This is a genomic window from Schlesneria paludicola DSM 18645, from assembly GCF_000255655.1.
Lineage (GTDB): Bacteria > Planctomycetota > Planctomycetia > Planctomycetales > Planctomycetaceae > Schlesneria > Schlesneria paludicola.
In genome coordinates this window covers 1,802,701-1,827,358 of the sequence record NZ_JH636434.1, presented here as the reverse complement: position 1 = coordinate 1,827,358, position 24,658 = coordinate 1,802,701, and the positions used below count along the sequence as shown (strand labels likewise).

At 55.3% G+C, this 24,658-nt stretch carries 19 protein-coding genes; 12 read left to right on the top strand and 7 right to left on the bottom strand.

Annotated features, from left to right (window positions below):
• Positions 1-855: 855 nt before the first annotated feature.
• The 6 genes from OSO_RS0108965 (at position 856) to OSO_RS0108930 (ending at position 8,036) form a co-directional block, all read left to right on the top strand.
• Positions 856-1,479: a riboflavin synthase gene (locus OSO_RS0108965; protein WP_010583069.1), complete on the top strand. Its 624-nt coding sequence runs from the start codon at positions 856-858 to the stop codon at positions 1,477-1,479.
• 372 nt (positions 1,480-1,851) lie between these two features.
• Positions 1,852-2,022 (top strand): Flp family type IVb pilin, encoded by a 171-nt coding sequence (locus tag OSO_RS0108955; RefSeq protein WP_010583068.1) that lies wholly within the window; start codon positions 1,852-1,854, stop codon positions 2,020-2,022.
• A 473-nt stretch (positions 2,023-2,495) separates the two neighbouring features.
• Positions 2,496-3,056 carry an A24 family peptidase gene (locus tag OSO_RS0108950; protein ID WP_010583067.1) on the top strand — a complete coding sequence of 187 codons (561 nt, stop codon included), beginning with the start codon at positions 2,496-2,498 and terminating at the stop codon, positions 3,054-3,056.
• Positions 3,057-3,437: 381 nt separating this feature from the next.
• Positions 3,438-4,586: a Flp pilus assembly protein CpaB gene (gene cpaB, locus OSO_RS0108945; protein ID WP_157605103.1), complete on the top strand. Its 1,149-nt coding sequence runs from the start codon at positions 3,438-3,440 to the stop codon at positions 4,584-4,586.
• 143 nt (positions 4,587-4,729) lie between these two features.
• Complete coding sequence (locus OSO_RS0108935; RefSeq protein ID WP_010583065.1) at positions 4,730-6,646, top strand: type II and III secretion system protein family protein; 1,917 nt, start codon at positions 4,730-4,732, stop codon at positions 6,644-6,646.
• A gap of 175 nt (positions 6,647-6,821) precedes the next feature.
• Positions 6,822-8,036, top strand: a complete 1,215-nt coding sequence (locus tag OSO_RS0108930; protein ID WP_010583064.1) for a CpaE/TadZ family protein — start codon at positions 6,822-6,824, stop codon at positions 8,034-8,036.
• A gap of 95 nt (positions 8,037-8,131) precedes the next feature.
• Here OSO_RS0108930 and OSO_RS0108925 read toward each other — a convergent pair whose 3' ends face one another.
• Both OSO_RS0108925 and OSO_RS0108920 read right to left on the bottom strand, forming a co-directional pair.
• Complete coding sequence (locus OSO_RS0108925; RefSeq protein WP_010583063.1) at positions 8,132-9,541, bottom strand: amidase; 1,410 nt, start codon at positions 9,539-9,541, stop codon at positions 8,132-8,134.
• Positions 9,542-9,706: 165 nt separating this feature from the next.
• On the bottom strand, positions 9,707-9,895 hold the full coding sequence (locus OSO_RS0108920) for a hypothetical protein (RefSeq protein ID WP_010583062.1): 189 nt from the start codon (positions 9,893-9,895) through the stop codon (positions 9,707-9,709).
• Between the two features lie 182 nt (positions 9,896-10,077).
• Between OSO_RS0108920 and OSO_RS0108910 the strand changes: the two genes are divergently transcribed.
• The gene (locus tag OSO_RS0108910) at positions 10,078-12,147 is read left to right on the top strand and encodes a tetratricopeptide repeat protein (RefSeq protein ID WP_157605102.1); all 2,070 of its coding nucleotides are present in this window, start codon (positions 10,078-10,080) and stop codon (positions 12,145-12,147) included.
• A 50-nt stretch (positions 12,148-12,197) separates the two neighbouring features.
• Here OSO_RS0108910 and OSO_RS0108905 read toward each other — a convergent pair whose 3' ends face one another.
• Complete coding sequence (locus OSO_RS0108905; RefSeq protein ID WP_162130520.1) at positions 12,198-15,326, bottom strand: DUF1549 domain-containing protein; 3,129 nt, start codon at positions 15,324-15,326, stop codon at positions 12,198-12,200.
• Between the two features lie 302 nt (positions 15,327-15,628).
• Between OSO_RS0108905 and OSO_RS42765 the strand changes: the two genes are divergently transcribed.
• Positions 15,629-16,414, top strand: coding sequence for an SDR family NAD(P)-dependent oxidoreductase (locus tag OSO_RS42765; protein ID WP_010583059.1), 786 nt, complete (start codon positions 15,629-15,631; stop codon positions 16,412-16,414).
• Positions 16,415-16,504: 90 nt separating this feature from the next.
• Here OSO_RS42765 and OSO_RS0108895 read toward each other — a convergent pair whose 3' ends face one another.
• The 3 genes from OSO_RS0108895 to carA all read right to left on the bottom strand — a co-directional run bounded on the left by OSO_RS0108895 (position 16,505) and on the right by carA (position 19,492).
• Positions 16,505-17,287 (bottom strand): hypothetical protein, encoded by a 783-nt coding sequence (locus OSO_RS0108895; protein WP_010583058.1) that lies wholly within the window; start codon positions 17,285-17,287, stop codon positions 16,505-16,507.
• 449 nt (positions 17,288-17,736) lie between these two features.
• Positions 17,737-18,198 carry a nucleoside-diphosphate kinase gene (gene ndk / locus OSO_RS0108880; RefSeq protein ID WP_029246805.1) on the bottom strand — a complete coding sequence of 154 codons (462 nt, stop codon included), beginning with the start codon at positions 18,196-18,198 and terminating at the stop codon, positions 17,737-17,739.
• Positions 18,199-18,316: 118 nt separating this feature from the next.
• Positions 18,317-19,492 carry a glutamine-hydrolyzing carbamoyl-phosphate synthase small subunit gene (gene carA, locus OSO_RS0108875; protein ID WP_010583055.1) on the bottom strand — a complete coding sequence of 392 codons (1,176 nt, stop codon included), beginning with the start codon at positions 19,490-19,492 and terminating at the stop codon, positions 18,317-18,319.
• Positions 19,493-19,875: 383 nt separating this feature from the next.
• Here carA and OSO_RS0108870 point away from each other — a divergent pair, with 383 nt between their 5' ends.
• The 4 genes from OSO_RS0108870 (at position 19,876) to OSO_RS0108855 (ending at position 24,012) form a co-directional block, all read left to right on the top strand.
• Positions 19,876-20,763, top strand: a complete 888-nt coding sequence (locus OSO_RS0108870) for a DUF1559 domain-containing protein (protein WP_010583054.1) — start codon at positions 19,876-19,878, stop codon at positions 20,761-20,763.
• An 82-nt stretch (positions 20,764-20,845) separates the two neighbouring features.
• On the top strand, positions 20,846-21,334 hold the full coding sequence (locus OSO_RS47665; RefSeq protein ID WP_010583053.1) for a hypothetical protein: 489 nt from the start codon (positions 20,846-20,848) through the stop codon (positions 21,332-21,334).
• A 114-nt stretch (positions 21,335-21,448) separates the two neighbouring features.
• Positions 21,449-22,222, top strand: coding sequence for a DUF3386 family protein (locus tag OSO_RS0108860; RefSeq protein WP_010583052.1), 774 nt, complete (start codon positions 21,449-21,451; stop codon positions 22,220-22,222).
• Positions 22,223-22,359: 137 nt separating this feature from the next.
• Positions 22,360-24,012, top strand: a complete 1,653-nt coding sequence (locus tag OSO_RS0108855; RefSeq protein ID WP_157605101.1) for a hypothetical protein — start codon at positions 22,360-22,362, stop codon at positions 24,010-24,012.
• Between the two features lie 227 nt (positions 24,013-24,239).
• Here the strand turns inward: OSO_RS0108855 and hemP are convergent, their stop codons facing one another.
• Positions 24,240-24,440 carry a hemin uptake protein HemP gene (gene hemP, locus OSO_RS49770; protein WP_083842818.1) on the bottom strand — a complete coding sequence of 67 codons (201 nt, stop codon included), beginning with the start codon at positions 24,438-24,440 and terminating at the stop codon, positions 24,240-24,242.
• Between the last annotated feature and the right edge of the window lie 218 nt (positions 24,441-24,658).

Here is a 24,658-nt window from a genome sequence, read left to right as displayed (position 1 = left end):
CGAACGCAAGAACCGCTTAAGTTCTGGGTGCTTTTGGCTTAGTCCAGGGACGTACTGCGAAATCTCTCGCAACCTATGCACGACATCAACGAACGACCAGCAGGGCAAGAATGCTGACGATAATTGCTGAGACTCTGTTTTCAGGCGAATGCAGGCAGGCCAAATTTGGGAATGTAGTCGTTCAAGCATCGCAAACGACATCCCGAGCGCATCAAGGCAAAGAATGAGCCTCGGATCTGTATCGGCACGCATTAAGAGACCTTTCAGTCCGGAAATTAACTACTATTTCGGAAATTTCCCCGGATCTTTGGGCCGGGTGTCTTTGACACCCACAAGGGGGTATTTAGGGGTGTTTTCGGGGGGTTTTTGCTAACGGCGGAAATCGCGATTTAGCCTACGAAAAAAGGCTTTTCCCGTTAATTCGAGAAAAGCCTTGTTGCGATTTCGAGTCCAGCACAATCGGCCACTCTGTCACCTCTCCGTGAAAAACGGAGGGGGAGCCCCGACCGTTTTTCGAAGGCCGGATAATAGTCGGGGGCTGTTGTCAGCGCCAAGTCTCCATTGAGGAAATGCGCAGATTCTGAGCGACCGTGACGTGCATGTTCTGGCGAGAGTGCCCGTTTTTGCCGGTTTCATCGTCGAAAACGAGGTTCGTCTGCTCAAAATGAGGGGTGATTTCTTTCCGCCGTCGAGAAGGCCGTGTGGAAAAACGTCTCCTTCAACCCGATGAGTTTCGGCTGAATCTCTGCGCTGATGCACTGACGGTTTGCCAAGCCTTTGTCGGACGACTTATCCTATGGGCTGTCGGGGCCGTGGTCCCGCTTTGCGATTGAAGTACGCCAATGAGATGCTGGAATGTTTACAGGATTGGTTGAGTGCCTGGGGCGCGTCGTTTCCTTGACCGAGGAGCCGGGTGGGGTTCGACTGGCAATTGAGGCGCCTGCAACCATGCGTTCTCTGGCTGCTGATCCCGGGGCTCAGAATGCCTGTGGTGACAGTGTGGCCATCAATGGCTGTTGCTTGACGATCGTGGCGTTCGGCCAGAACACGTGGGAATTTCAAGCGGGGCAAGAGACGCTTTCGAAAACCAATCTCGGCGCGTTGCGGCCTGGCGACTTGGTCAATCTTGAACGGTCATTGCCTGTGAATGGTCGGTTGGGTGGGCATTTCGTCCAAGGGCATGTTGACGGCGTCGGCGTTGTTGATCAGCTAGACCGCGATGCCAAGTGGATTGCCATGGGGTTTCGAATTCCCGCGCCGCTCGCCGAACTGCTCGTTCCTAAGGGATCGGTCGCGGTGGATGGAGTGAGTTTGACTGTTGTTCTGGCCGAACCTGAACGGTTCACCGTGGCGCTGATTCCTCATACTCTGTCGGTGACGACGCTCGGGCAGCGTGCGGTCGGGCAAACGGTCAATATCGAGACCGACATTCTGGGGAAATATGCTCGCAAGTTCATGGCGGGATTTCAGAATGTTTGAATACGACCGGTGCTGATCACATTTCATTTGTGAACCGTCTTTCTGTTCGCTGCCCCTTTTGGCTCGCCGGGATCGACTACGGGTGTGCGGATTTTCTTCAGCGATTCGTTCCCAAAGACTTTCGGTGCGAACGGAAATTCTGAGATTCCGATTTGACGACCTTCAAACCTGACCTAGGTTTCAGGTGGAACCCTTGAAGCGTCTTCGATTCAGGTGTCACGGACGATGCTGGCCTTCTCAAAATGAGAGTCCAAGCTGAGAGCAGAAGGCGGTTCCTGGTCTGTATGACCACCACAACGTGAAGGCTTCAGCAAGTGAGTCGGGCTCTACCACCCATTTCGGGATTCGGGCCGTGTCTTGAGAGGGATAGCAATGAACAAGTTCATGACCAGCGTTAAGAATTTTCTCGTTTCGGAAGATGGTCCAACCGCCGTTGAATACGCGGTGATGCTCGCTTTGATCATCGTCGTTTGTATCGGTACGGTCTCGTCGATCGGTACGAAGGCCAATGCCAAGTTCCTGTCGGCCGCCAACGCCCTGTAATTGACGATCGAAATCAGGGGACAGGCCACTCCAACAGGATCGCCAAGCTATTCCGGTGGTTTGGCGGAACCAGCCCTCGTGATTTCAATGAATGTCATTCAGGCGACTCGGTCCGCCTAGGAACTCAGCAACCCGGTCGTCATTTTGCGACCGGGTTGCTTCGCTGACCTCGCCCTGTCTTTGAATCTGCCGTTTGCCACGGTTTCTTGAAGCAGTCGCACACGTCGAAATGACTCTGAGATTTCGCTTCAATACCCGCTGATTGATCGAAGGTTGAACATGCTTCCTATTTGGTTTGATTTGTCTAGTAGCCAGCTTCTCCAATGGGCCCCCGCTGCACTTGTGCTGCTAGTGGGGATGGTGAACCTGGCCACCGGACAGCAACGCGGATGCTGAAAACCGATCGCATGCTGGCGGGAGCTGGAAGCTCCGTCGACGCCGCCCCTCAACTGCTTTACGAAAGGTGATTGGACATGGATTGGCTGCAAGTTTTGTTGGTTCACTGGGATATCACACTCGTCTCAGCCGTTTTGATTTTTGCCGCCTATATCGATGGGAAACAGCTTAAGGTTCCCAACTGGATTACGTTTCCGATGGTGCTGACGGGCCTGGCCTATCACACGCTCGCCAATGGCTGGTCGGGTTGCAGTGCCAGCCTGGCAGGAATTGGCTGCGGATTGCTGTGTCTGTTGCCGCTGTACGCGATCGGTGGAATGGGAGCCGGCGATGTGAAACTGATGGCGGGAATTGGCGCCTGGCTGGGTGCCGCGACGACCTGGAATTCGTTCTTGGTGACGGTGATCGTCGGTGCCTTGATGGCCATTGTGATGGTGGCATGGAGCGGACGGATTCAGCACCACGTGACCCAATTCTTCCACATTGCGTTCGAAATCATGACGATCCGCGATCCGAACAAGCTATTCGCCATCGCCAAAGAGCGCAAACCTACGATGTCTCTGCTGCCCTACGGCATTCCGATCTGTGTCGGATCGCTGATGTACTTCGCATACGCCGTGGGTTACGGCTTGATCTAAAGTTCGCAAAATTTGGAAAGGGCTCGCGTTTCCTTGGCGCGAGCCCTTTTCTTTTAACATTTCTGAGAATTTGCCGCCGTTGTCCGGCAGGATGCAAAACTTGAACTAAGTTTGCTCGGGAGAGGCCGAGTGGAAAGTATGACGCCACTCGCGTGATACATGCCTTCTTTCCCTTCCAATACGTACTGATCGCGTGAAGATCAGACTCTTGATTGACGATCATGACGGAGAGTCGACGGAAAATCAGTCCGTCGGTCGCCGAAAATGACGTTCAAGATCTGGATTCCTTCAGCAGCGACAAGTCGGCTGAATGCCGGATGGCATTCGACATATCCAGTCAACTGCGGGATCGTTGAACTCATTGGCGGCGGAGACTTCACCATGAAATCAAAACAAATGATGTTGTTCGCAGTCGCGATCGGCTGCGGTCTTGTCGCAATGATTGGCGCGCAAGCGATTTTGTCAGGGAACAAAGCCCCCGAGCAGGAAATGATTAAGATCCTGGTCGCATTAAAGGATATGGATCCGGGAACGCCACTCGACGAGACCAATGTTGGTTTCAAAGAATGGCCGAGGGAGAACGCTCCTGAAGGATCGATTACCACGAAAGAAGAGTTTGCAGGGCATGCAATCAAAATTCGTGTGTCACCGGCGATGCCTGTTCTGATTCCCTATCTGGGCCCCAAAGGCCAGGTCGGTGTTGCCAGCATGATCCCTAAAGGAATGACTTTGGTCTCGTTGCCTGTCGATTCGACGCAGACACACAGCGGGTTGCTGAGAGCGGGCAGTTACGTGTCCGTCTCTTGTGCGATTTCTCGTCGTCTTCGGGACGGACAGGAAAGCACGTCGATCAAGACCGTTTTGAAACGCGTTAAGGTAATCGCGGTTGGTGACAAGGTTGCCGGAAACGACGTCGCCACGAAAGATCCGAACGCCGTCAAGGTCGAGAACATTTCGTTCGTGACCTATCCACGGCAGGCGAAACTTCTGCATCTGGCCAAGGTGGTCAGCGCAGGTCGACTTCAGTTCGCGCTACTCGGTGAAGAAGACATCGCGAGCGAAGACGAACAGGACCTTGATGAAACGATGTTGGCGCAACGATCAAGAGAACTCGAGAACGCCTCCGACATTCCCGACGAGAATTCAACGATTTCGAAAACAAAAACACCTCCGAAAGAGCGGCCGATTGGATCGAGCTTTTCCGAGTACCTGAAGCAACAACCGGTCGCACCTGAAGTTGCCCAACTTGGTAAGAACCCTTCACGGCCAGTCTGGCGAGTGGAGATCTACAACGGCGACAAGAAAGAGATCTATGAGCACGATCTTCCGGATGGTCATCAACCGGTTGCACCCGCGACGAATCCGACAATCGGAGATCAATGGGCATCACCGTTGATGAAATTCTTCAGCCGCAAACGAACACCCAAATCAGAGATTCAAGAGACCGAAGCGACACCCGCCAGAAACACGCCAAAGAGTCCATCGAGAGATACGAGCGCGGCAGTCCCGACGGATGCCATGCGACAATAGTGCTGCGTCACAAACAAACGAATGCACTTGTCAATTGCGATGATTTTCACAACGAGCTTTCCGAACGACAGTGGATTGAGGCCATCGGTGGAACCGAGACTTCAATCGCTTAAGACAAAAAGATTCAGAATCGAGGAACAGGGATGTCAACGATTCAGCCGACGGGCCGTGCCAATTCCGATCGAGTGTTATCTCTCGAGAGCTGGTGTGGTTTTGCATTTCGCCAAATGACGTCACGGCGGTTGCCGTGGGGTTGTGCTCTGGCTGCGGCGTTGCTTGCGCCTGCCATGGAGTCGACCGCACGCGGTCAGGATCCGCCCGAGAGTCCTGCTCCGTCGACAGTTCGCCGTGCGGCAGAAGACGATCGGTCTTACGAGGCGGTGAAAGTCATTTCGCCGAAAATGCGGGTCAATCTGACCGAGAAGTTCTCCAAAGATCTTGAATTCAGCGAATGGCTGAAACGGGTCGACGGATTCGACGACAAAGTCATCAACGTAATGTCGCTGGGGCACAATCGTCTGCGAATTCGCGGACTGACCCAAGGTGTGACCACGATGGTGATCACCGGCGATAGTGGGCAGCGATATTCCATTGAAGTTTACGTCAGCGGCGACGCCCGCTTGCTGCAGGCCGTGCTCAAAGAGAATTTTCCCGACTCGGCAATTGAATGCCGGGCCCTGTTTGGGGGAACCATCCTGCTGACGGGGTATGTAACAGACAATCAGACGATCGCGCAGATTATGGATGTGGCGCGCGTCTATGCTCCAGACGTCATCAATCACATGCGAGTTGGCGGGCCACAGGAAGTTCAGGCGCGAGTCAAGATCCTCGAAGTTCAGCGTTCGAAGCTGCGAACGTTTGGGATCAACTTCCAGGCATTGACGCAAAGTGCGGTCATAGCGAGTACGCCAGGATCGATTACGCCCATTACAAGTCTGGTCAATCCGATCGGGGGCGGTCCGAGTATCGGTCAACAGCCGAGTTCGACCAACCCCTTGTCACTGACCGCGGGATTCAGCGGAAATCACTTTGCCTTTGATTTGTTTGTGCAGGCCTTGAAGGAAGAAGGCCTGTTGAAGGTGATGTCGGAACCCGTACTGGTTGTTCGCAGTGGCGAAGCGGCCCGCTTGGAAGATGGGGGCGAGTTTCCGATTCCAGTTCCTGGTGGGCTCGGAACAGTGACGATCGAGTTCCGTGAATTCGGGGTCATTTTGCAGACGCTGCCGATCGTGATCAGCCCGACACGCGTCAAGCTGCAGGTGACGGCGGAAGTGAGCGACAAAGATACGGCGAACTCGATTACGTTGCAGGGCACGACGGTTCCCGGCATTTCGAAACGAAAAGTTCAGTCGACTGTCGACATGAATTTCGGCGATACGATGGTCGTCGGCGGATTGATCTCGACCCGAGTGATGGGATCAAATTTGAAAACGCCGTTCCTGGGTGAATTGCCACTGGTCGGTGCGATGTTCCGAAAGACGATCTCTCAGCAGTCGGAAACCGAGTTGATCATTCTGATTACCCCGGAATTCGGAAACAGTATGCCATCGGATCAGGTTCCGCCTGGCGGTCCAGGGATGAATACGACCGTTCCGACCGACCGCGAACTTTATGACTATGGTTTAATCGAAGTTCCCAAATACGGTCCAGATTGCGGCACAGAATGCGACGGAAACTATCTGAATCGATTTCAGGGAGATTACCAGCCATCGCGATCCAGCATTCCGATCTCACCTGCGGTGACGCCAACGCCGATTATGGGAACATCGCCAAGTTCCGGAATGGGGACACTGCCTAACCCGACATCGGGTGGATTGATTTCACCATCCGGTCCAGGGACGACCTCCCCTGTTCCACCACCTCCAAGTACCGAAAACGGCTTGTCGCGACGGACGCGATCCGCCAAACCCCCATCTCGATCAAAACCCCCGACAACACGGGGATTGCAGGATACGGATGAATCCTCGGTTCAGCCGGCTGGATTCAAGAAATCCCCGAAATCGGAACGCACGACAGAAACGCAATCGAAGAGTCAAAAGCGAGATGAGACTGGCCAGTAATACGAGATTGGCGACTTGACCAAGACCGTTGGCCGTTGATTGCTGTTAGAGGCCGAGCAGAAAGGTGTTCTCAAACAAAGAGTACCACGTGTCAGACAATTTCACCGGACGGTCGACCCCGTCGCAGCGTTTCGACCGCGATCACAGGCCATCAGAAAGCGTTAAAGGTTGTTCCATGAAAAGCGTTATCCGACTCGCACTCGTTGATCCAAACGATGCTTCGCGGAACACGCTGAAGCCATTGCTTCTCGGGATTGACGCCGTGTGGCTGGAAGCGGAATGCTCACGCTACGAATTCTTCCCCGATGTCTTGAAGCAGACTCAGCCTGACATTGCATTGGTCGCCATTGATTCCAGTCCGCAGAGCGGGCTGGAGGTGGTGGCGCACATTCATCAGAACTATCCCTCGTGTCAGATCCTGGTACTGAGCAGTTCTCAAGAAGGTACTCTGATTCTGCAGGCGATGCGGAACGGGGCGAAGGAGTTTCTTTCCAGTCCCCTGAAATTGGATGATTTCCTGGCGGCGCTCGAACGGATCCGGCTGGTGATGGGCAAGGCTCAGGGCGATGGACAAGTGCGTGCCAGTCAGGTGATTTCCGTGGCAGGTGTTTCTGGCGGAATCGGGTGCACATCTCTCGCCATCAATCTGGGATGTTGCCTGGCCCAGCACCCTGGTCGCAGCGTTTCGATTATCGATCTTGATTTGGCGCTGGGTGATGCGGATGTGTGGCTGGATATTATTCCCGACTACACAATCCAGGATGTTGCCGAAAACATTACTCGACTGGACTACTCGCTGCTGCGTCGCTCGTTGACGAAGCACGAGTGCGGGGCCTTTTTATTGCCGCGACCCGTTGAGATGGAAGAGAAAACGCATATCGGTGCCGATGAAATGCGCCGGATGATTGCGCTCTTGAAAGCGACCTTTACCCATTTGGTCATCGACCTGAGCAAGAGCTACGGAGCTCTCGATCAGGCGGCAATGGCAGCATCGGATGTGATTCTGATTGTCACTCAATTGGACCTGCCGTCATTGCGAAATGCGAACCGGTTAATGCAGTATTTCAAGCGACAGACGGGCCTGTTCGAGAAGGTCAAGATTGTGGTCAATCGTATGGGCCTTGAGGATAGTTCGATCAGCTTGTCGAAGGCGCTTGAAGTTCTCGGTCACGATGTCTTTGCACAGATTCCAAATGAATATGGCACGATGGTCGAAGCGAGAAACAATGGAATTCCATTGATTTCGCAGGCACCCAAGTCGCGCCTGACAAAAAGCATCATTCAACTGGCTCGGAATCTTGATCAGGCGACAGAGGCCGAAGACGCGCTGGAAGAGAAGAAGCCAACGCGGAAAGGTCTGTTTAGCTTTCTGGGCGCGGGCGGCAAATAATTGCGAACACCGTTCGTCCCGTTTAGTGAGACACGATCTTCGTGCGGAAACCATTTGAAACGTTGGTCACACACGTGCTGACCAACGTTTTTTTCTCATTCGGGCGTCGGCTGCTTCAGAGCCGGGTGTCTTGTGTGCCAGTCGCTGGATTTCTGACACGCGATTGCCGCGGCAAGGATGGAGTGTTCGTTGAACGCACGTCCCGTGAATTCAATTCCGGTGGGGAGTCCGCGGTGACCGAAGCCACTGGGAATGGTGATTCCCGGTAGTCCGGCGACGTTAGCGGCCGCACTGAGCTCCGAACAAACGAATCCGCGTGACCATTGAGAGAATCGCTGTTCAATGGGTCCGGCTTCGGTGCTGAGTGTCGGTGTGACGATCGCATCAAATGGGGCGATGATGTCGTCGAGTGCGTGCTGAATCTTGGTGCGAATACGCAGGGCGTTGATGTAGTCTTTGGCCGGAATGAGCATATTGGAATGCGCGCCCCAACGATCTTCTGGCGCGGTCAATTCCCACGTGTCGCCGCTGCGGACAAATGATTCAAACGCGGCGGACATCTCGCTCGAAATGATGGTCGAAGCCACCACCGAATACGGAAGATCTGGTAGCTTAATTGTCTCGACGGTACCGATTGTCCGCAGCAGGTCCAGCATGGCGTTGTAGTTTTCCAGAACCTCGAGCTGGACATCGTCGGGGGGGGCATCGAGCACGGCGAAGTGAAAGCCGGATTGTTTTGGTTCTGGCTGTCGCTCCCATCGATCTGGAACAGTCGTTTCGTCAGCTCGATCGGGACCGGCGACGGCGTGCAGGACAAGGGCGCAGTCTGCTGCCGTCCGGCACATCGGGCCGATCTTGTCCATCGTCCAACTGAGTGCCATGGCTCCATGTCGGCTGACGCGGCCGTACGTCGGACGCAGTCCCGTGACGCCACAATATCCCGCGGGGGTAATGATTGATCCCATCGTTTCAGTGCCGATCGCGAACGGAACGAGGCCCGCGGCAACGGCCGCACCAGATCCCGACGACGAGCCGCCTGACCAGCAGGTCCGGTCCCAGGGGTTTCGTCCTGGACCGGTGAAACTGGCGTTGGCTTGCTTGTAGCCGAACCCGCCAGCCAGTTCGACCATGGCAAGTTTGGCGCACAAGATGGCGCCGGATTCTCGCAGGCGGACAACAACCGTCGCGTCGTCATCGATCATCTGGTCTTTGAGTGGCGCGGCGCCCCACGAAGTGGGAATTCCCTTCGTTGCGAAGAGATCCTTGAGTCCATAAGGAATTCCGTGCAGCGGTCCGCGATCGCGACCATCTCGTAATTCGTCGTCGGCCTGCCTGGCTTGGGCAAGTGCCAAATCGCGTGTCGTCCTGACGACGGCGTTGAATTCTGCCCCCCAACGTTCCAGTCGTTCGAGAGAACTCTCGGCCAATTCAATCGCTGTCACATCTTTGTTTCGAAGCGATCGTCCAAGTTCGGCGATCGAAGCGAACGCAGTCGAATCAGACATCTCGATGTTCCGGAAAGACCTACGTGGCGACCAGGATCGGCAACTCAGATCGACACAGAACGTTTTACCTGTCTCCGTGTCGGTCGCAGGAAATCTTAGTTCACGGATGACCTTTTAACACGGACGGCCTCGGGGGGACCGAGGCTCGCCGCACTCGTGGGCCGGTTACTTCTGTTCTGACAGGAACGTGAACATCACTCGCAGGCTCATTGTGATGTTCGCCGCGAGTTTCTCGACGTGCGAATTCAGGTTCGGAGCTGGGCGAGCAATGACGATTTGCTCGAAAGTGGTGCGATCGTACGCAAAATTGCCGACAGTTGAACAGGCAAGGCAATCTGGGCGAATCTGCAACATCAAAACCTCGTCTCGACAGGATCTGAGTAAAGCTTTAGATTTTTCTTGGATTCCAATCGATATCGGATTTTCACCTCTTTTGATTTCGATCGTCGTAATTCATCAATTCAGTTTTCGGCCCGATGAGTTCGATGTTCCAACTTGTCGACAGCTCAATTCCTTTTTCAACCAGGGACGGTTGAATGGTTCGCATTACCAGATTGAACGTTTGCCTGGCGGCGCTGCTCGTCTCGTTCATCGTATCCGGCTGTCAGTCGAACAAGTCGATGATGGCGTGGAAAGAACGTAGCAAGCCGAAGCCGAAATTCCAGGGACTGGAAGGTCCGGACGAGGTCGCGTATTGGCCTTATAAAGTGGATAAATCCGGCAAAAAAACGACCCCGATGCCGGATCAGATCAAGGACAAACTGGCAAAGAAATCGGAAATCGAGAAACGCGACTCGCAGTTGTCCGACCTGATGAAGGAAGGCGATCAGCTGAGTGCGAATGGACAATTCGAAGATGCTCGGTTGGTTTACATGCGTGCGCTGATGGCTTCGCCGGGCAACGCCGCCGTGCACCATCGACTGGCCGTCGTGGCGGATAAACAGCATCAGTATTCTGCGGCGGATGAACACTATCAGGCGGCGCTGCGTTCAAGGCCGCGCGACGTGAACATTCTGAGTGACCTTGGTTATTCCTATACATTGCGTGGAAGCCTGTCTCAGGCGGAACAAACGTTGAAGCAGGCTCTCGAAATCGACCGCCAACACCGCCGAGCGATGGCCAATATGGGGTTGGTCTATGCCAAGCAAAATCGCCGCGACGATGCGCTGGCCATGTTTCGGGAAGGGGCGACCGAGGCCGAGGCACAACAGTTCATGGCCTCGATCTTCTCACAGAACTATGGCGAGCCTGAAGTTGCTGCGAGCGGTCCTCGGCGAACTCGAGATCGGAAGGGTATGACCTTCGAGCAGATCCAAGATGAAATGGCCCGCGAGGCGCAAGACGCCAAGCGAAAACGTTATGAAGCCGACCAAAAGGAATTGGCTCAAGCTCGTAACTCGCAACAGCTTGACGAAGAATGGAGTGAGCAGCCCGCACCGCGTCGAGTCGCTTCGACACATCGGGGCGATCCGAACCAGAACCCGTCGGGGGCGTTCGCCTCAAACGGTGAATCCCAGTCGGATGCCTTTGCCCATCACGACACACAAAATCGAGACGGGCAACGCCAGAATCTGGCGGGGGTAACACTTTATCCGTCGACGAATGATCCAGGCGCCGGGGTGACGCCACATGACCCGTCCTTCGTCGGACAGACTCCAGCGGCAGGAGCGCAACCATTCACCATTGAACGCGGTCGTTCGTCGCTCGCACAAAATCCGCGGTCACGTTCGTTAGATCCGCTTGTCCAACAGACGCGTGGCCAGCAATCGATGATGGGGGCACGGTCGAGTCTGGGAGGCGATTCGGCCAGCCAGCTTGCAACACAATTGGGCATGAGCGTCGGACCTGGAAGTCTATTCCCAGTGATGGATGGGGCCGTAGGCGAATCGCCAACGCAGTATGCGAATCCTTCCACCGCCAATCCTGCCTTCACCAATCCCGCTGTCACTGCACCACCAATGGGAATCCCGGCCGCCGCAGTACCCGCCGCCCCAAATGGATCGATGGCCGTACCAGCACATTCGTATGACACGCGCTTTGGTGGTGAATTCCAACAGGCTCAGTCGTATCAGAGTTCGAACAGGTTTGGTGACAATCAAATTCAGCAGACGGCAAATCGAAGTTTCTCGACAACCTCTCAAGCCGAGAAAACAGAAGCCGGACCAGCCATTGCTCCTGCATCACCGACCTCCAATTGGGGATCTCCGAGTGACTGGCAAGGCGGTTCTGGCGAGCTGCCTAGTTGGGCCAATCAGCAGCCCACAACGGGGTCAGCGGGAACCGGACAGGATTCGGCTGTCGGGCAATCAGCCTGGGCACAGAATTCCGATCGACGCGTGAACACCTTGGACTCAGCGGATTTCTCGAATCAGGCGAACAGCCGCGATCAATTCTCGTCGGATACGACTCGTCCCTATAGCGGAAACTGGCCCGCGAATGCGAACTCGCTTCCCAATCGACAACCCTCGAACGTCATCATCAATGGTCGTTCTTCGAATGGCCTTGATGCCCAGAACCAATTCGGCACGCCCACCAATCAAGCCGGATCAATGCCGCCAACGGGTTCAACCGGCTCGGTGCCTCAGTGGCCTTACACCCCGAAGTAATCCCGAACTTGCCATCGACGACCTGGCAGCAGTGACGCACCGCGTTTCGATTACTCGACATAGATGAATTCATTGAGGCAGAACAGGATCTGACAGAAATCTGTCAATGCGCGACGGTCGCTGAACGTCGGATCGAGTCTCGAATACGCGTCGCGCTGCCCACGCACAAATTCGAGCGATCGTGCGAATTCGGTATTCGACGGGGGACGACCAATCGTCGTCAGGTAACCTCGCCGAATCGCGGAATCCAGTGATGCGTGGGACTGAGCGAGCAATTCCGTTGCGCATTGCTGCGCTGCCTGGCGTACATGCGTGTTGTTCATCAGAAGCAAGGCCTGGGGCGCGATCGTAGTCTGCGGACGGTCTGCAACGGGCGTCGTACCGTCAGGGGCATCGAAGACTGTCATGGAAGGCATCAATTGGCTGCGCTTCATGGTGAAGTACAGGCTTCTTCGCCGGTGGCCTTCGTCCAATTGACCGGGACCGTAGAGGCGATCGTCGAGTCGATTTCCACATGCCAGAATCGCGTCACGAATCGACTCGGCATCCAGACGTCGCCGGGGCCGATGCCAGAAAAGCCGGTTCTCGCGATCGACGCTGGCCCGAGCTTCGTCCTGGTCGCAGGCCTGCTGATAAGTCCCACTTATCAGAATCTGACGGTGGAGTGGTTTCAGTTCCCATCCACGACGCACAAGTTCATTCGCCAACCAATCAAGTAGTTCAGGATGTGTTGGTCGTTCACCCCGTGTGCCGAAATCAGACGGTGTGCCGACGATTCCGCGTCCGAGATGTTGTTGCCAGAGCCGATTCACAATGACACGGGCGAACAGGTTCCCGGCGCCCGACTCTCGATCCACCAGCCAGTTTGTCAGTGAAGTCCTGCGAAACGACGTATGCCATCCGGCCGGTGGCTGTTCCTGAAATCGAGTGGACTCGTCGGACGTGGACAGTAGTACCTGGAGGAATCCTGGTGTCGCGATGGCGTCTTTTTGGTTCGTTTCCCCTCGTCGCAGAAAGTAGGTCTCGTTTTGAAACTCGGCCTCGGCTTGCGTGTGAAGCGTCACGGCCGGTAATCCTTCGGTCGCAACCAAGACCTTTCGAATTCGAGGCTGCGGCGCACTCGCGGCATGGGTCGCGCGTTGACTGTCGACGGCTTGCCAGCCGGCGTCCTGTGGTTTGAACCAATTGTGCAGCTCGGCTCTCTCACTGTCGGTCCAATCGGCTTGCCGACGCAGCAGCAGCGATTGGATCGCTTCATCGCGCGCACCGCCGACCGTGGCGGGAAGATCCGCTTGTGGAGAAATCGTCAGTCGCACCCGTCCCAACGAATGTTGAGTATTTTGTTTGAACTGCAGCGTGATTGTGACAGCCGTACCTTGCTCCGTTCCAATTGGCGTGGCGGTAGAGAAGACGGCGGCGTGGTTCTTGCCAAATTCGGGGTCGACGGCCCAGCCGGTGTTCGGATCATCGTCGATCGTGGCCGTCACTGGCAGTTGATTTTGTTCGAACGTTGCGATCACAGACTTCAGGCTGACGGGTGTCGGCTCATTGGTGGCGGAGTCGTCGTACGGTCGCACTGCAACTTGAAAATCGGTAAGTGCGAAGTTTCCATTGGGAGCTCGGCCCGGTCCTGATTGAGCGAGTGACGCATCGGCGAGCGCTTCGAGCCGGAGGGATTGGATGTTTTTCGATTTCGTGACGAACTCAATCGTCCACACATCGTGGGCAGGATTGGGGCCAGTCACGAGCCACGACCCGTCCGGCTGCCGTGTGAACACCGCATTTCCCTGTGATCGAAACGTGATCCCCGACGGAATCAACCACATAGACTTTTCGGCCGTTTGATCACGCGTGGCAAACCATTCGGCAAATCGCGTCGGCAATTGAGATGTTTCGTAGGCGCGAACCGCTTGGAGAAAAGGTTCATGTTCGCGGTCAAAGTCAGCTCTTGCACGCTGATATCCAATCGGATCGAAATCTAGTTCAACCTCGCTGCGAATTGTGGTTGTGAATGTGGCCAGCAGTCGGTAGTAGTCGGCTTGCGGAATGGCATCAAACTTATGGTCATGGCACCTGGCACAGCCAATCGTCAGGCCCAACAGAGACGTACCAATTGTGGACAGCATGTCGTCCATTTCGTCGTAACGATGCTTCTCGACTTCGTTCTTTGTGATTTGCGTCGAATGAACACCCGCAGCGAGATATCCCGTTGCCATTTGAGCCATGCGTTCCTGAGGCGCGAGTTCGTCTCCTGCGATTTGCCATCGGACAAACTGGTCATAAGGCATTCCCTCGTTCAGGGCTTGCACGACGAAATCGCGATAGTGATAGGCCGAGGGGCGGTCATAGTCATGTTCAAAACCATGGCTTTCGGCGAAGCGGACGAGATCGAGCCAGCGACGTCCCCAGCGCTCGCCGTAATGCGGACTGGCGAGTAATCGATCGATCAAACGCTCATAGGCATCGGGCCGTGAATCCTCGACGTATTGGTGCACATCGTCGGCCGAGGGGGGGAGTCCGATCAAGTCGAACGTGACGCGACGAATCAACGCGGCGCGGTCGACAGGGCCATTGGGATTGATGGACGCGGACTTCAGTGCTTTGAGGATAAAGGGGTCAATCGCCGACTGGGCCCATGCGTCATTGTCGGAAACCAGTGGTGGTGTGACACTCGTGAGTGGCTGATAAGACCAGAACGACTTTGCCTCGGCATCCACTTTTCGCCGCGTCCAGGCGGTGGGATCAGTGGATTGCGTGAGGAGTGGCTCGTCGTAGGGAGCCCCCAATTCAATCCATTCGATCACCGAAGCAATCTCGGCTTTGGAAAAGGGGGGGCCATCCTTAGGCATATGGGGTTCTTGCTGATGTGAAATCAGCCGCGCGAGCAGACTTTTTTCGCCGCGCCCGATGATCACCGCCGGTCCGCGTTCGCCACCGCGAAGCAGGCCGTCTTGTGTTGCCAGGTCAAATTTTCCTTCGGTGGCATCACCCCCATGACAGGCAAGGCAGCGTTGAATCAACAGGTCTCGGACCTGTGATCGAAACACCTCCAGGCCTTTTGCACGTTTCACAGCATGATCGGCATCAACGGTCGGTGCGTCGTCGACAGCCCATGAAATGGACGCACTGGCGATGAAAGTGATCAGGACGAACCATCCTGATTGGGTTCGCGAAGGCATGGGAGGAATGACCGAACGCAGGAATAAAGGCGGGAAGAAAACCATGCACGGAATTGTAACCCAGGACTGGAGTCAGAAGCGAACGGAACGCGTTGCCGGTCTCCCCGAAGAGTTTGAGGACCTCCGCCGCTGGCCTCAGATCTTTCGATCGTGACGGATTGGATGAGCCATCTTGTGCAATCCAGAACACGGTCGATTCTATGGCGTGTTGACCGTACGCTATGCGGGCAAGAGCGACTGACGGTGAATGACATCGTTTCAGTCGTTGTCGTCTTCCTTCCGTTGAATTTTGAGGTTCACGCATGTCCGCTTCGCACAAAGTCGCAATCGTCACGGGTGGTGGTACGGGTGTTGGGCATGCGACATCGTTGCTGCTGGCGAAACAGGGCTACGATGTTGTCGTGAACTATTCTCGCTCGCGTGACGACGCAGAGCAGACGGTGGCGGAGATTCAAAAAGCTGGTCGGCGAGGTCTCGCCGTTCAGGCCGATGTCGCGGATGACGCGGCGTGTCGGCGAATGGTTTCCGATGCGATCACAACTTTGGGGCCAATTTCGGTCCTAGTGAACTGTGCAGGAACGACGCAGTTTATTCCCTTCGGTGAGCTGGATCAGGTTTCCGATGAAACCTGGGATCGGCTGTACAAAGTGAACGTGGTGGGTGCGTTTCATTGTGCTCGCGCGGTTCGTGATTCCATGCTGAAGGCCGGTGGCGGGGTGATCATCAATGTTTCGAGCGTGGCGGCTCAGTTGGGGCAGGGAAGTTCCATCCCCTATTGCTGCACGAAGGCCGCTCTCGACAACCTGACCGTGTCATTGGCCCGAACGCTTGCGCCGACGATTCGTGTTAACGGAGTTGCGCCGGGTTTCATCGCCGGGCGATGGACTCAAGCGGGACTGGGTGACAGCTACGAGCGGATCAAGACGGCCTATGAGCAATCACTGCCGCTGAAACGCGTCTGCACACCCGAGGACATTGCCGAAGGAATTTTAAGTCTGATCCTGGGGAGTGTACTGGTGACGGGGCAAACGCTGACCGTCGATGGCGGAATGATGATTTCCGGATACCAGGTCAAGTTTAGCGAATGATGCCATTCGACAATGCAGGTGATGTTTCCCGCACATGGTGATGATGTGCGGGAAACTGCCCCGGCGATTGGTCGCTTGGATCGAGTCCTTTTATTCAGGCTTCACTTCGTCTGATTTTGGTTCATCGACTTTTGGCTCTTCTGGCTTTGCCGCGTTGTCGTTGGGATCTTCGGGCTTCGCGTCACCCAGCTTCGGCTCATCGGACGTCGATTCTGCGGGAGTCGCCCCTTCGAGCATTTTCAGCACCGCGTCTTGATTCCAGATCTCGTCGTCCATTTGCAGACGCAAAAACGTCAAGCTCGTCCCTTCTTCCAAATCTGTGGTGACGGTGTGGACGGCCTTCCCTGTTGCGCGATAGGTCCCCTCGCCGATGACGACGTTGACCTTCTTGCCGTTCATGGTGACTTCGTGATTTTCCGACGACTTGATATCGATTGTTTCGCGCATCTTGTCTTCGAACTTGCCGCGAAACTGTGTGGATTGCATGTTGGCCTGAGCGGCGTCACCAATCTTCACTTTGACGTTTCCCATCATCAACTCGCCTTTGCCCTCTTTATGTTTGAATTCGGCGATATGCATGCTGAAAAACATGTTGTCGATTGTCATCGCCTGTTGAGGTGTAAAGTCGGGAAGCATCTCGGCATTCAAAATCTTCTTCGCGACGGCGGTCACTTGAGCCTGCTCTGTGGTGATTGTCGGCATGACCATGCTGAAAAACCATCCGCCGAGCCCGCAACAGGCGAGCAATCCGACGAAGCTGATTCCACCCACAATCAGGCTGGCCAGCATGCAACCGCTCATTCCCTTTTTCTTGGGGGGAACTGGGACTTCGGATGGTGATTGCGGGTCATTCCAGGAATCGCGTTCGGACATCGTGAATGTTCCTCGTTTCCGCAGGGGAGGGGCCGTTGACAGGGGACTTCGAACAGTTCGAAGCGGATCTTGTCGTTACTTGATGATCAACACCGATGTGCGTGTCATGGCATTTTGGCAAACAGAAATGTGAATTGAGTATGCCTGGAATTACTGCTAACGGAAAGTCGTCGACAGGTTGACTGACGTCGCGAACACAATAGACCCATCAAACTCAGGAATACAAGACACGAGAACGTGATCGAACGCAATTCGGATCAAGAAAAGCGGCTCCTCGAGTCGTGTCGCCATGGTGCCGTCGCGGATGGGTTGGCCGCAGACAGGCTTCGGATGTGATTTGGGTAATGACGCGTGGACATTATGCCAAAACAGCCCGCTCGACGAACCGCGCCAGGGCGGATCGAGTGGGCTGTTTTGGAGAGTGACGATGAATCGAACGGCGTGCGATTCTACTTTTCGTCGCTGGCGTACAACCAACCATCCAGCGGAGTGGCGTAGGTCAGAAGTTCGCTCGGCTGGAAGTAGATTGCCAACTCGCGTGCTGCGGCTTCAGTGCTATCGCTGCCGTGCACCAGATTCATTTGGCGGCTCATTCCAAGGTCGCCTCGGATTGTACCGAGGGGTGCTTCACGTCCATTGGTGGAGCCAAGCATTGCACGAATCACCGCGACGGCGCCCGGGCCTTCGACCGCCAGCGCGACAACCGGACCCGAAGTAATGAATTCTTCCAGAAGCGGATAGAATGGTTTTTTCACATGCTCGGCATAATGCTGCTTTGCCAGGTCGGTTGTCACTTGCAGCATCTTCATGCCGATGATTTTCAGTCCCTTCGCTTCCAATCGTCCGAGGATTTCACCCATCAGACGACGAACGACGGCATCTGGCTTCAACATGACGAAACTTCGTTCAATAGCCATCGCACAAGATTCCTTTGAAATGTTCCTATAGCGTCGACAAGACGGTCTGTCGCGAATGTCGGCGAGCGTACAGAAGTTTTTTTTGAGTTCAATCGATGAAGCGCGACTTTGTTTACGCTTTTGTCATCATTTGATGAAAAGTCTCGAACAGATACCCGCTGTCGTGCGGCCCGGCTGATGCTTCAGGGTGATATTGGACGCAGAACGCCGGGAACTCGCGGTGCCGCAATCCCTCGATGGTGCGATCGTTGAGATTCAAATGCGTGACTTCCAGAACCTTGGGTAGCGTTTCCGAGGCGATGGCGAAGCCGTGATTCTGCGAGGTGATTTCCACGCGACCAGTGTCTTGATTCAAAACGGGCTGGTTGGCACCTCGGTGCCCGAACTTCAGCTTGTAGATCTCGGCACCGCAGGCCATGCCGAGCAATTGATGGCCCAGGCAAATTCCGAAAATCGGGACATTGCCGAGCAGATCGCGAATGGTGTCGATGGCATATTTCAGGGGGCGCGGATCGCCGGGGCCATTTGACAGAAAGACTCCGTCCGGTTTCAGTGCCAGGACTTCGGCGGCGGTTGTCGTTGCGGGCACGACCGTCACGCGGCAATTGATCGCCTTCAAGTGTCGAAGGATGTTCCATTTCATCCCATAATCGATCGCCACAACGTGGCGTTCCGGAGTGTCTGTGGAGACCAGACTCGTACCAGACGCACCCAGATCCGAGAGACCTTCGCTCCAGTTGAACGGCTTGGCAGGTGTCACTTCTGCCACAAGATCCTGGCCGACGATCGAGGGGCTGCTTTGTGCTTTGTTGATCAGCGACGCATCGTCCAGATCGGTGGACGACAACACGCCGGTCATCGCTCCCCGAATTCTCAGGCGGCGCACCAGTGATCGCGTGTCGATTCCCTCGATTCCAACCACGTTCGCTTTGCGTAAGTAGCTGTCGAGAGTGTCTGTCGATCGAAAGTTACTCGGTTGACGGCAGAGTTCGCGGACGATGAAGCCGCGGATCGACAGTCCACGACTTTCGACGTCTTCGGTGTTGACGCCGTAGTTTCCGATCAAGGGATAGGTCATGGCGACGATCTGACCGCAGTAGGACGGATCGGTCAGGATTTCCTGATATCCGGTCATACTGGTGTTGAAGCAGACCTCTCCAAAAACCTCGCCTGTGGCGCCGAAAGCCGTTCCCGAATAGACAGTTCCGTCAGCCAAGGCCAATTTCGCAGATGGCAGAAGACTCATGATTTCCCAGAATGCAGAAAGATTTCCGAACACATCAAGCATAAGGAAACTTCCGCTGAAAATGAAGTGTTGGCGGATGGTGTGTGCTGTGAAATCTTGTATGGGGTGAGTTTCGCGGTCGCTGGGAGGTTTCTCAGCAGGCGGGCAGGAAACGAGAAAATCCCGCCTGCGGAACGGCTGTTGTTTGACATTGAGACTCAGTGTCAGTAATGTTGTGCCGACATGGCGGGGTTGGACCGCGTGCTCGAAGGCTCTGTTGTGATGGAGGCCTGAGCCCCGGTCCGACGTCCTGCACGTGCACCTGCTGCGAGAGTCGGCAGGTGTTCGCCATTTCGACTAGCCAGCCACCTTCTCGGTAGCCAGCCAACGACTCGGCCAATTTTCCAGAGTGTCGTTTGTTGGATTTCGATTTGAAGGAGGCTTTCATGCCGTGTTCACGCCCAGGTCGTCGCGCCTTTACGTTGATTGAATTGCTGGTGGTCATCGCGATTATCGCGGTCTTGATCGCCCTGCTGCTGCCAGCCGTGCAGCAGGCGCGCGAGGCCGCTCGTCGATCTCAGTGCAGCAACAATCTCAAGCAAATTGGCCTGGCGATTCACAACTATCACGACACGTATAATCAGTTTCCGCTAAGCTCCGTCGATTCGACGCTCTCGCGTTCAGGAGCGTTTGCCAGCATTCTTCCGTTCATCGATCAGGCGAATGTCTATCAAATCTACGATTTCAGTCTGGGAAATTCAGACGCGGCAAATCTGAAGGCGGTTTCGCAGCGAATCAATGTTTACTTGTGCCCGTCAGCTCCGTTCCGTCGCGCGGTGCCGATCAGCGGTTGCGATGCTAATGATCGCGCGCCAGGAACATATGCTGTGAGCACGGGAAGCGATGACCCATACGGCACGGTGGCGGCTGGGAATCCAAATAATGGTGCGATCGTGAATTGCGGGAGCGGAAAAACCGCGATGCGCGATCTGACCGACGGGGCAACCAACACCTTTCTTGCTGGTGAATCGGCCTGGAACTTTGCCGACTACACATTCACCTCGGGGCCTTGTAACGGGCAGATTCGTTGGGGCTTTGGCTATTGGTCGTCTCCCTATCCGTTGGCGACGGCGTTCACGACCAAAGGCCCCTTCAATCCAAAATCGCGAGACGGCGACAGCACACGGCTATCGAACTTCCGCAGCGAGCACATTGGTGCGGTCAACATGATGCTCAGTGATGGCTCGGTGCGATTCTTCGGTGAGAATATCGATCACAAGCTGCTCGATTCACTTGCTACACGCGCCGGTGGCGAAGTGGTTGGCGAGTTCTGAAATTGGTCGTCCTTTAAGTTCACGACAGGGTCTTGCGCCCGTCGCGGAGTGTCGCGCCGTCGATTTCTGTCAGGAGTTTTCAATGCTCACCGAAAATGTTTCACGTTCTTGCCTACTGGTTCTCGCTGCGGCGGGGCTGGCGGTCTGCGCGGTGGGCGGCTGCGGTCGCTCGAATCAACCCGCTCGCATCGCCGTAACGGGCGAAGTTGTGCTGGATCAGAAGCCGCTTGATTCTGGGCGGATCATGTTTATTCCGATCGACGGCACGAAGGGGCCAACGGCGACCGCATTTGTCAAAGATGGGTTTTACAGTTTCGACCGCAAGAATGGCCCTGTCGTTGGCAAGAACAAGGTTCATATCGAGTCGGTGCCCAAACTCGAGTTTGAGCTCGACGACGAAGCGGCGTATGCCAACGCGCATCGTGCCAACCATGGCAAGCCGGTATTGCCCCCGGAAAAAATTCCACCGCAATACAACCGCGATTCGACGCTTGTCGCCGAGCTGTCGCTGGCGGGGAATGCGGAAGTCAATTTTGCGCTCGAACGGTCTGTTGCGCAGCGTTCGCGATAATCGTTACGCGGGTCTGGACGATTCGTTGCGGCGAATCAACGGGTCCTCGGATCACGGCTTGACGTTACCAGTCTCTAATCTAACGTCCTCAGTCAATCAGGAAATTGAATTGCTATGAAATCGATTGAATCCGCACGACGGTTTTCCGCGTGGCGTTTGAATGTCATGTCATTTGGGTTTGTGGCGATGGCTGGGATGTTGACAACCTTCACGCAAGGCAACGATTCCAAGCCCACCGAAGTCACGGCCGTGTCGCTGATGAAGCAAGCGCACGATGGCCGCGCTGAGTGGCACGAGTTTCCCGGCTTCCGTGCGGCACTACGCGTCAGCGTGGATGGAGTTGCCGTCGAAGGGGCGGTCAGTGTCAGTCGCGAAGGCGACGTCAAGGTGGAATTGCCTGCGGGAGACTCGTTCGCCTGGGTGACATCGACGTTGAAATCGATCGTCGGTCATCGTCTCTCTAGTGATGGCGCGATCGAGACCGTTGCATTCGCCGACGAAAATACGGTGCACCCGTTGGGGCGACTGCTGAAATCGACGGAGGCTTCGGACAAAAGCTTGTGGCGGGTTCAGGGGGACTTGCTGACAGAAGTCCACCGTTTTAACGACAAAACCCGATTTGTCATCAGCGTGGTAGATGTATCGCGCAATGTCGAAGGCAAGCACCTGCCCAAAAACTTCAGTATCACAACGTGGGACGCGGTCTCGGGGCAGATACGATCCAGCCGACAGGTCTCTAACGAATGGGTGCGCGTTGGGAAGATCGATCTCCCCGTAAAATTGCGGGCCGTGATCTGTAAGGACGACGGGTCACGCCGCGTCGAGCAGATCGAGTTGCTGAATCCGGAACTCTTGCCAGCGAACGCGAGTGCCGCTGCGGCTCGCTGAAATGTCTTGATCCATAGTTTGCCCACGTCAAAATTGAACGAGTGGGCTCAAAGACACGAATACCCCGGATTGCACTCGCCCGTTTGATGCAGTCTTCCGCGGTGTTCGTTTCATTCCTTCTCACAGAGAACATCACAATGAAGCGCATCCGATTCACGCTGAGTCTAGTCTTATTTCTGGCGGCCTTGCCCACCTCTGGTTGGGCGCACTTCTTGTGGATTGCGTCCGGTTCGCAGGCCAGCGACGGCAAGGTTCATGTCTATTTCAGCGAGTCGGTTGCTCCCGATGAGCCAGAACTTTTGGACAGAGTTGCCAAGCTCAAGTTGTGGCAATGGTCACGCGACGGTGTTCGTACTGTCTTGGACGTTGAGAAAGACGCGAATTCCTTGGCGGCGACTCCTGCACAAGCGGCCGAAGCCGTGTTTGGGCTTAGCCATGATTATGGGGTGATGTCACGTGGCGGTGAGACGTTTCTGCTGAAGTACCATGCTACGTCGCAGCCAACCTCAAACGCCAAGAATTGGCGTGCGATCGGGAAGTCCGACGAACTGCCATTTGAAATCGTTCCTTCTGTCAGCGGACGAGAAGTGACTCTGACGGTCTTGTGGCAGGGAAAGCCGCTTGCGGATTCGCCCGTGACGATCAGCGGGCCAGGAATCGAAAAGCACCTGGATGTGGTGACCAGCGCTCAAGGGAAAGTGGGGCTGAGTTCAAATGCTCCGGGGCTGTATTCGGTTCGAGCGAAACAGATTGAAGCGAAGTCGGGTGAGCTCGATGGCAAAGGTTACACGTCGATTCGTCACTACACGACACTGGCACTCAGCCTGGCTGAAGATTCCTTTGCAGTGACGTCGACTGTTCCGGGGACTGTGTTTCCTGCGCTCGATCCAGGAATTACCAGCTTCGGTGGGGCCATCATTGGCGACGAACTCTATGTCTATGGAGGACACTTTGGGCAGCCGCATCACTACTCCATGGAAGGGCAATCTGATCGCTTGCTACGTCTGAATTTGGCGCAGCCTTCCGGTTGGGAGCAGGTTGCCCATGGGCCACGTCGCACAGGGCTTGCCGCAGTGGCACATGGTGGCAAATTCTATCGAATCGGCGGATTCGAGGCTCGCAATCAGGCTGCCGACAAACAGTCATTGTGGTCGATGTCGGACTTTGCGCGATTCGATCCCGTATCGAAGGAGTGGGAGTCATTAACACCGCTGCCAAGTGGACGATCCTCACACGACGCGGTGGTTATTGGCAATCTGTTGTACGTCATTGGGGGGTGGGAGCTTAGCGGAGAAGGGAATACCAAATGGCATGATTCGGCCTATGTCGTTGATTTGTCTGCAGAGAAGCTGGTTTGGACGGAACTGCCGAAACCACCTTTCCAACGGCGAGCGATCTCTGTGGGAGCATGGCAGGGAAAGGTCTATGTCATTGGTGGGATGCAATCGGAAGGCGGTACCACGACAGCAACCGCGTTTTATGATCCGGCGTCGATGACCTGGGGCGAAGGGCCGAAGTTGAATGGTGAATCGATGGATGGATTCGGTTCCTCGGCCTTTCTGTGTGGTCAGCGGCTGTTTGTTTCCACCTTCTCAGGCAGCTTGCAAGCGTTGGCGGACGACGGGCAGTCGTGGATCAATTTGGAAAAGCTGTCGCATCCGCGATTCTTCCACCGGATGCTCCCTTTGAACGATTCGCAACTTGTCGTTGTGGGTGGGGCGAGCATGAAGGTTGGCAAGATTCGTGAACTTGAGGTTCTGACGGTCGGAACGAAACTCGCGGGTCAGTAGTCTTGCCGGGGCGAGCGATCTCAGACACCGAACGGTCGAAACAGCCACCTTCAAAGGTGGCTGTTTTCGTTAAGGCGTTCAGAGGAGCCGTGAGAATCACCACCACGTTGCGATTCAGACATTGGCGTTCCGGGCCGGCGGCCTCGGTTGCTGATCTGAGGCAGGGGGATCGCGATGCATGATTCGCCAGGGCACCATTCGCTCGCATCGGCCGCTTGTCTGTCTGACTACTTGTTGAGGATCAGTTTTCCGTTGCGGGTCATGCGTAGCCGATACAGTTGGCCTTCATGCTCAATCAGGACTTCGTTCGAGGATTGGCTCAGGTCTGTATAGCGGAACGTGGGAGTCCCGGACGAGTTTACCGGAGTGGGGCTCGAGGGTGTGATCTCGTTTGCTGGATTAGTGTTACGATCGTCGCATGGTGGCATGATGAGTCGATTTATGGCGAATCCGGATCGAGACAATGCTGGGGGATTGTATTGAGATCGAGTCTCAGTGTCAATTTTATTCGCTTCGTTTCACTGATTTCAGCAGGGCGCGTTTCGTCGTCGATTCCCCACTTGGGCGTGGATCGCGAGAGCCGCGTTCTCGGAAGAAAGCGATTGTCTGCTCACGCTCGCGAGCTCGTCAACACGAGTACCGCCAA